This window comes from Paenibacillus cisolokensis (assembly GCF_018403665.1).
In the GTDB taxonomy this organism is placed as follows: Bacteria; Bacillota; Bacilli; order Paenibacillales; family Paenibacillaceae; genus Paenibacillus_AH; species Paenibacillus_AH cisolokensis.
Map to the genome: position 1 here is coordinate 20,219 of NZ_BOVJ01000107.1, position 8,043 is coordinate 28,261.

Here is an 8,043-nt window from a genome sequence, read left to right on the forward strand (position 1 = left end):
CGGATATTCGAAAAGCGTTATCGGGACTTTTGAACGACAAATTTAGACAAACTTATTGCCAATTCGGCCGCAATTTCGTATAATGTTTTATGCAACCGGTTGCATTAATGCGGAAAGGATTTTCGGACGTGAACGAAAACAAAATAACGATTCAAAAAATCGCCGAGCTCGCGGGAGTCAACAAAGCGACCGTTTCACGCGTGTTAAATGGAAGCGCTACGATTTCGCAAAAAACGAAGGAAAAAGTCGAACGGATTATCAAAGAATACAACTATACGCCCAATACGATTGCCAGGGGACTGGCGGTCAACAAAACGTTTACGGTCGGATTTTGTCACGATTACAAGGACAAGCGGGCGTTCGCCAACCATTTTTTCTACAAGATGCTCCAAGGAATCGAGAATGTCATATACGATAACGACTATCTGTTCCTGATGATGAGCCGGCATGAGAGAGAAGACGGCACATCCATGTTCGAGCGGGTCGTCAAGGAACGGCGCGTCGACGGCGTCATTCTCCCGAGCTCCTTGTACAACGAAGCCAATTACAGGCTGCTGAAGGAGCATCGGATGCCGTTCGTCGTACTGGGAGAACGGGAATTCGGCCATTCCGACGTTCGGTGGGTGGATGTCGACAACCGGCAGGCGGCGCAATTGCTGACCGAGCGCCTGTACGAGAACGGTTACCGGCGCATTCATCTTTATACGGATCAGGAGGCTATTGCGCGGGACAAATTTATCGCGGATCGGATTGACGGATATACCCGCACGATGGAAAAGCTCGGCCTGCCCGCATTCGTCGCCACGAGCGTCGGCGAGCTGCAAGCCCGCGGCACGGAAGCCGTCATCTGCTGCACGCACGAGCAGCTGTTCGAATTGTTGAAGGAGACCGCTGACGGTCTGCCGCTGCCGGATGCCGAGCTCGGGACATTCGACGAAAACCCGATGTTCCAATATTTCAAACGAACGGTGCATTACGTGTCGATCGACCTGGAAAAATGGGCGAACAGGCGGCGCATCTTCTGCTTTCCATCATCAATCAAAAAGAAGACGTTCCGCACTTTATCCAGATTCCCGCATTTTTGGCGAGAACATCAGATTTTGAATAAAGGACAGATGAAATGATAACAAGCTATTATCACGATCCTGCGATCGACGTCACGCTGACGGAACCGAAATCGCTGGATATTCGGTTGAAGCTGCCGGCCCATGCGCGGGACGTGCAATTTATCGCCTGGAACAAAGCGAGGCGGGAGCCTTACCGCACCGAGCGGTTGAAGGTAAGCCGCTGGGCGGAATCCGAACGCTATGCCTATTACCGGATCAACTGGACGTGTATGGAACCTAGTGTTCGATACCTTCAGTATACATTCAAGTTTTCGATGAACGGGGGGACGCTATGGCTGAACGAAGACGGCTTGCACGAAGCCGATGAAATGCCGGGCAAAGGGGCGTTCGAGTTTCCTTACGGCAGCGACCGGGACGCCGTACATTCACCGAGCTGGATACGCGACAGGGTATGGTATCAAATTTTCCCGGAGCGGTTCCGCAACGGCGATCCGGCGAACGACCCGGAAGGCACGCTGCCATGGGGGACGCCGCCTACCAGAGACAATATGATGGGGGGAGATATACAGGGAATTATCGACAAGCTCGATTATTTGAAGGAACTTGGCGTTAACGCCCTCTATTTGAATCCCGTTTTGCGGCGAAATCGAATCATAAATACGACACGCTGGACTATTTCAAGATCGACCCGCAATTCGGCACATTGGAAGATATGAAACGGTTGACGGAACGATGCCGGGAGCTCGGCATCAGAGTCGTGCTCGATCTGGTGATCAATCATTGCGGCTACGATCATCCGTTCTTTCAGGATGTCGTAAAGAATGGAGAGCGCTCCGTGTACCGCGACTGGTTCTACATCCGCGAATATCCGGTTACGTTGAGCGATACGAAGTACGATTCCGTCTGGTATTATCGATGGATGCCCAAATGGAAGACGTCGAATCCCCAGGTGAAGCAGTACGTCTTTGACATCGTTTCTTTTTGGCAGAAAGAAACGGGCATTGACGGCTGGAGAATCGACGTCGCCGATGAGGTGGAGCTCAGTTTTTTGCGCGAACTGAACTCCCATGTGAAGCAAATAAATAAAGACGCCTTTATTATCGCAGAAATTTGGCACGATGCCAAGAGACTGATGATGTCCGGCGGCACGGACAGCGTCATGAACTACGATCTGCGTTCCATCCTGATCGACTTTATCGTCGACCGTTCCATCACGGCGGAGCAATTTCATGCCAGGCTGGTCCGGTATGTCAACCGATATTCGGAAGCGGAGCTTTCGCAAATGTTCAATTTGCTCGGCAGCCACGATACGGAGCGGATTTTGACCCGCTGCGGCAACCGGATCGAGCTTTTGCATTTGCTTGTCGCGCTTCAGTATACGCTGCCGGGCAATCCCGTCATTTATTATGGCGACGAGCTCGGCTTCCAGGGGGATAACGATCCGGGTTGCAGAGCGTGCATGACGTGGACCGCCGATTATAAGAACCATCCGCTGTGGACGTTGCTGCGTCAATGGAACCGGCTCAAAACGACGGAGGCGGCGCTTCAGCATGGCCATGTGGAGCTGCGGCACATTCCCGAACTGGACGTGTACGCGGTGAAACGGATGTATGGAGCCGAGCAGGCCGTCCTTCTGCTGAACTTTTCGCAGCAGGACCGGCGTCTGGATGAGATTTGCCGTCAACTCGGCTGCGATACGGACGAGCTGCATGCCGTGCAGTTCCCGGCCGTCTCCCGTCCCGAGGGGCTGCTGCTGGCGATGCGGTACGCATTTTTCTAAACCGTAAGCGATAAGGAGAAGATCGAATGAATATGAAAATGAAGCGGGGACGGTTGTCCTCTTCCATAATCGCGATACTGTTGATCGCTGTTCTGGCTGGCTGCGGAAACGGCGGTTCCGGAGAAGGAAACGGGACCGCATCCGGCGGAAACGAAAACGGAGAGGCGGGAGCGGTCGCCTTTCCGTGGGATCAGCTGCACAAGAAGATTCAAATCGGAGGCAGCGCCGGAGAGCTTCCCGACGTCGCCCGGCTCGATATTATATGGGTGCCGGAGTTTCAGGATGCCGGATTGCTCGTTCCGCTGGACGAACAATTTGCGGATTTCGACGAGGTCGTCGGGCAATTCCTCGAAGGCCCCGTTTCGACGGCAAAGGTCGGCGATCACTATTACGCCTTGCCGCTCAATACGAATACGAAAGTGCTGTTCTGGAACAAGGACTTGTTCGCCAAAGCCGGTCTGACCGAAGCGCCGGCGACGACGGACCAATTTTTCAGCGCGCTCGGCAAGCTGAAAGCGGCCAATCCGGACGGATGGGGATACGGCGAGCCGGCGCTTCAAGGCTGGAATATATTGCCGTGGCTCTGGAGCAACGGCGCCGACGTGCTGTCGCCGCAATACGATTCGGCAACAGGTTACCTGAACGCTCCCGAAACGGCAAATATATTGAAACGGCTGCGCGAAGCATACAAGCAAGGCGAGCTCGCGGATTTGAACAAGGGAATGTGCCGGTTACCGAAGGACATGCGAACGGCACCTATGCGATGATGGCCGAAGGCCCGTGGGCTTTCGCGCAATTCCAGTCCCAATTCCCCGATTTTCAGACGGCTGTCGCGCCGTTCCCCGGCGGGGAAACCGGCTCCGTTCAAGTGCTTGGCGGGGAAGATATCGGTATTTTCAGTCAACAGCATAAGCAGGAGTCCTGGGAGTTCGTCAAGTTTATGACGAGCGAATTCGCGCAGAAGGAAATGGCCAAAGCGGGCCAAATTCCGGTAAACATGCAGGCTATCGAAGACGAGGAGATCCGAAAAATCGACTACTTCGCACCGTTCCTGGAGCAGTTGAAAACGGCCAAAGCCCGTCCTCCGATTCCCGAATGGCCGCAAATCGACCGCATTTTGAGCGACACGATGTCGTCCATCTTTATGACGGATCGGGACATCCAGGCCGAATTGGATGCGGCCGCCAAAAGCATTGACGCGCTTCTAGCCAAATAACGAACCGAATGCCGGACACCTGAACCGCCTGGTATCAGGTGTCCGGCTGCCTTGACGAAGGAGTGTCCAAAGTTGCGACATAACAAATGGGACGGCTATCTGTTTCTGGCTCCCGGTTTTATCTTTTTTGCGTCTTTCTCGTCTATCCGCTGCTGCATAATTGGGTTTACAGCTTTTTCGATTTTAAACTGTCCAATTTGAACGAAGCTTCGTTTGTCGGTTTGGACAATTACCGAAGAGTGTTTCAGGACCCGGTGTTCTGGATATCCGTGCGAAATATTTTGATTTACGGCGTCATCTCCGTTCCGGGGCAAATGATTTTGGGCTTCGCCGCCGCATATGCGCTGAATCGCGCCGATCTGTGGTCGAAGCTGTTCCGCACGCTCTACTTTTTGCCTGTTATTACGTCCTGGGTCGTCGCCTCGCTTATTTTTACGTTTATCGTAACCGATCAAGGGCTGCTGAACTATTTGATCGTGGATGTGTTTCATCTGGCGGACGAACGGATCGGCTGGCTAAGCGATCCGTGGAAGGCGATGATCGTCTTGAGCATGCTTGGCATCTGGAAGGGGGTTGGCTGGGCGATGGTCATCTATTTGGCCGCTCTGCAAGGCGTGCCGAAAGATTTGTACGAGTCCGCCGATTTGGACGGATGCGGCCCGCTTCAGCGCATCTGGCATATTACGCTGCCGTCCATTCGCAGTACGAATTTCTTTATTCAAATTATGCTGATCATCGGGGCTTTCAACGTATTTACATCGGTTTTTCTCATTACGAAAGGCGGCCCGCTGCACCAGACCGAGGTGATGCTGACATGGATGTACCAGAAAGCGTTCACCGAATACGATCTCGGTTACGCGTCCGCGCTGTCGTACGTCTTCGCTCTCTTGATCGCCCTTCTCACGGCAATTCAATTCAAATGGAACAGGTCCAATTAGGGGAGGGGAAAGATCGGGATGAAAATGGTGTATCGCATTATCAAGATGGTGGTCTTGACGGCGGGGGCGGTCATCTCGGTTTATCCGCTGCTGTTTATGCTGACGACCGCGTTGCAGCCTTCGACATTGCTGTTCGAGTACCCTCCGAAGCTGCTGCCATCGCAGCTGACAGGGGCAAACTTCGCGGAGGCGTGGACAAGCCAAAATTTCTCGATTTATATGGGCAACAGCGTCATGGTTACGGCGGCGAGTTTTCTGCTTATCTTCGTGCTGTCGTCGATGCTGGCTTTTGCCTACTCGCGGTTTCGGTTTGCCGGCAAATCACTGACCTTCGCCATGCTGATGGGGGCGCTCGTCATTCCGGGTTTAACGCTGGTCATTCCGCAATTTATGCTCATTCGGAGCCTGGGATTGTTCGATTCCTACTGGGGCTTGATTACGGTATACACGGCAAGCGCGATTCCGTTTACCACTTTTTTGCTCAAAGGCTTTTTCGACACGATTACGAAGGAGATCGACGAGTCCGTTTCGATCGATTGCGGAGGATCGTTTCGCTTGTTTCTGTCGGTCATTCTGCCGTTGTCCAAGCCGGCATTCGTGCCGGTTACGATTTTTAACGCGCTGACCATATGGGAAGAGTTCCCATGGGCGCTCACGATTATCAACGATCCGTTGAAACGGACGCTGCCGATTGCTTTGGCCAATTTCCAAGGCCAGTATACGACGCAGTGGGGCATCGTATTTGCGGGCTCGCTGATCGCCTTGCTGCCGGTTATTTTGCTGTTTGTGTTTCTGCAGCGCTATTTTATTGCCGGGATAACGGCTGGGGCGGTAAAAGGGTAGATTATCCGCTCTGTTGCATCCCGTTCGATCTTGCTCGAAGGGGCCTTCCCAGTCGCCATCGTCATGGCGGGAAGGCCCTTGTTTACTTGTTTATACCGTTTTATTGAAGGTTGCGGAAAGAAGAGCCGGTATTGATCGGCTGCTGCCGGTACGGTTGCTGCTGATACGGCTGCAGTTGCGGGAATTGCTGCTGCGGGTTGGAGCTCTGCATGCTTTGGGCGGTCTGCTCGAGCTGCTTGCACAGCTGGGAAACCTGCTGCATCTGCTGCATGGCCAGTTGATGGCCGTGAAGCGCGGTTTGGATCATTTGCGCCGCCTGCTGCTCGCGGCGGACCAGCCCTTCCAGCGTTTGCGCGTTTTGCTGCTCTTGCTGCAGCATTTGCTGATACATTTGAGTCGCTTGTTGAGTCTGATTCATCAATTGATGGATCAACTGCTCGCATTGTTGAATTTGATGGGTCAAGTTGTGCATCTCGATTCTCCTATCACGTTAATGTATATTGCTGATGCGAAAGCATCCGGACCAAAACGTATCGTTCCACGGTTGCATCGAACTTATTCATATCGGAGGCCCTGCCGGCTCTGTCGGATAGCATGAAATTGGCGCACTACGGCTGTTTGCCGTGCTCACGAAAAGAGCTTACCCATAAAATGTACAATTCATAAAACGGGAGGGGAGCTGCTCGTGAAACTTTTTTCATCTTCACCTTATTACACCGCCTCGTCATTGGCAAAGTTTAAAAAATCCGCCAGCAGGCCAATCCGTGCAGGCAATGCCGGCAAACGCCGTACGACTAAAGCGACCGATACCCGTCAAATCGATAAGCTGCAGCGGAATCAGCCTAAGCTAACGAACGACAACGGCGTGAAAAAACGGACCATTCACCAAAACCGAATATCCGGGAACAGACCGCGCCGACATCTTGCCGTTCAGAAGAGAATTCTGCCCAATCCGCAAGCCGACCGCTTAACGGGACAAAGAATGAACCCCTTCATCAATGAGCTGGAATGGCTTAACGAACGATAAGGGCGGCACCGAACAACCGCATGACGAAGTCGCTCATGCGGCTTTTTTAAGGCACTGCAAGCCGGTAAGAGTCGGCCGTTGTTAACGGGCTTTCACGGACAAACTGCGTGCATTGACGGCCAAAATCGGTTATTCTAGTAGTAAAAAAGTAGAAGGCAGGATTCAGAATGGGACGCAAGTGGAACAACATTAAAGAGAAGAAAGCATCCAAAGATGCAAATACGAGCCGGATTTACGCCAAGTTCGGCATCGAAATTTATGTGGCCGCCAAGAAAGGCGAACCGGATCCGGAATCCAATCAGGCATTGAAATTCGTACTCGAGCGGGCCAAAACCTACAATGTCCCGAAAGCAATCATTGACCGGGCGATCGAAAAAGCGAAAGGCGCTGCCGACGAAAACTACGAGGAGCTGCGCTATGAAGGCTTCGGTCCGAACGGCTCGATGGTGATCGTGGATGCGCTGACCAATAATGTGAATCGTACGGCTGCGTCGGTGCGTGCCGCCTTTAATAAAAACGGAGGCAATATGGGCGTGAACGGCTCGGTATCGTATATGTTCGACGCGACAGCGGTGTTCGGCATAACAGGCAAATCCGCAGATGAAGTGATTGAAATTTTGCTGGAGGCGGATGTCGACGTGCGCGACGTTGTGGAAGAAGACGATTCCGTCATCGTATACGCCGAACCGGAGCAGTTTCACGCGGTGCAGGAAGCGCTCCGCAACGTCGGTATAACGGAATTCAGCGTGGCGGAATTGACTATGCTTCCGCAAAATTACATCACGCTTCCGGCAGACGCGCAAGCGCAATTCGACAAATTGATCGATGCGTTGGAAGAGCTGGATGACGTTCAGCGCGTCTATCACAATGTCGAATAATCGTCAATACGAACGCCGGGTATCGCAGCGGACGGGTAAGCCGTCCGCAATCCGGCCGCAAGCTATGGACTGCCGTCATCGGCAGTCTTTTTGATTCGCCTGTTTCATCGCCCGCGCCTTCCGTCAAATCGTCGCCCGTCCGCCGGTGCGCCCCGTTTTCCGTCTAACCGTCTCCGGTCCGCCGGTCCGCCCCCCTTTAACATCTTCGTCTCCCGGCAGATTCCTTTTGCGAAATGCTGCAAAATACAGGAACTTTGGCCTGAATAGATGACTAAGGGGCGAAATCCTGCAAAA

The 8,043-nt window shown here is 53.0% G+C and carries 6 protein-coding genes and 2 pseudogenes; 7 read left to right on the forward strand and 1 reads right to left on the reverse strand.

The window, feature by feature from the left end; genetic code table 11:
• Positions 1–128 precede the first annotated feature (128 nt).
• The 5 genes and pseudogenes from PACILC2_RS15275 (at position 129) to PACILC2_RS15305 (ending at position 5,844) form a co-directional block, all read left to right on the forward strand.
• Positions 129–1,124, forward strand: a complete 996-nt coding sequence (locus tag PACILC2_RS15275; protein ID WP_213529344.1) for a LacI family DNA-binding transcriptional regulator — start codon at positions 129–131, stop codon at positions 1,122–1,124.
• Positions 1,121–2,847, forward strand: a pseudogene (locus PACILC2_RS27005) (glycoside hydrolase family 13 protein). Before PACILC2_RS15275 ends, PACILC2_RS27005 begins: the two are co-directional and overlap by 4 nt.
• 38 nt (positions 2,848–2,885) lie before the next feature.
• A pseudogene (locus PACILC2_RS27010) lies at positions 2,886–3,811 on the forward strand (extracellular solute-binding protein); the annotation flags it as partial.
• Positions 3,812–4,149: 338 nt separating this feature from the next.
• Positions 4,150–5,001, forward strand: coding sequence for a carbohydrate ABC transporter permease (locus PACILC2_RS15300; RefSeq protein ID WP_213529348.1), 852 nt, complete (start codon positions 4,150–4,152; stop codon positions 4,999–5,001).
• Positions 5,002–5,019: 18 nt separating this feature from the next.
• Positions 5,020–5,844, forward strand: a complete 825-nt coding sequence (locus PACILC2_RS15305; RefSeq protein ID WP_213529349.1) for a carbohydrate ABC transporter permease — start codon at positions 5,020–5,022, stop codon at positions 5,842–5,844.
• Positions 5,845–5,944: 100 nt separating this feature from the next.
• Here the strand turns inward: PACILC2_RS15305 and PACILC2_RS15310 are convergent, their stop codons facing one another.
• Positions 5,945–6,316 (reverse strand): hypothetical protein, encoded by a 372-nt coding sequence (locus PACILC2_RS15310; RefSeq protein WP_062493014.1) that lies wholly within the window; start codon positions 6,314–6,316, stop codon positions 5,945–5,947.
• 213 nt (positions 6,317–6,529) lie between these two features.
• Between PACILC2_RS15310 and PACILC2_RS15315 the strand changes: the two genes are divergently transcribed.
• Complete coding sequence (locus PACILC2_RS15315; protein ID WP_213529350.1) at positions 6,530–6,871, forward strand: hypothetical protein; 342 nt, start codon at positions 6,530–6,532, stop codon at positions 6,869–6,871.
• 167 nt (positions 6,872–7,038) lie between these two features.
• Positions 7,039–7,749, forward strand: coding sequence for a YebC/PmpR family DNA-binding transcriptional regulator (locus PACILC2_RS15320; protein ID WP_213529351.1), 711 nt, complete (start codon positions 7,039–7,041; stop codon positions 7,747–7,749).
• Positions 7,750–8,043: the final 294 nt, after the last annotated feature.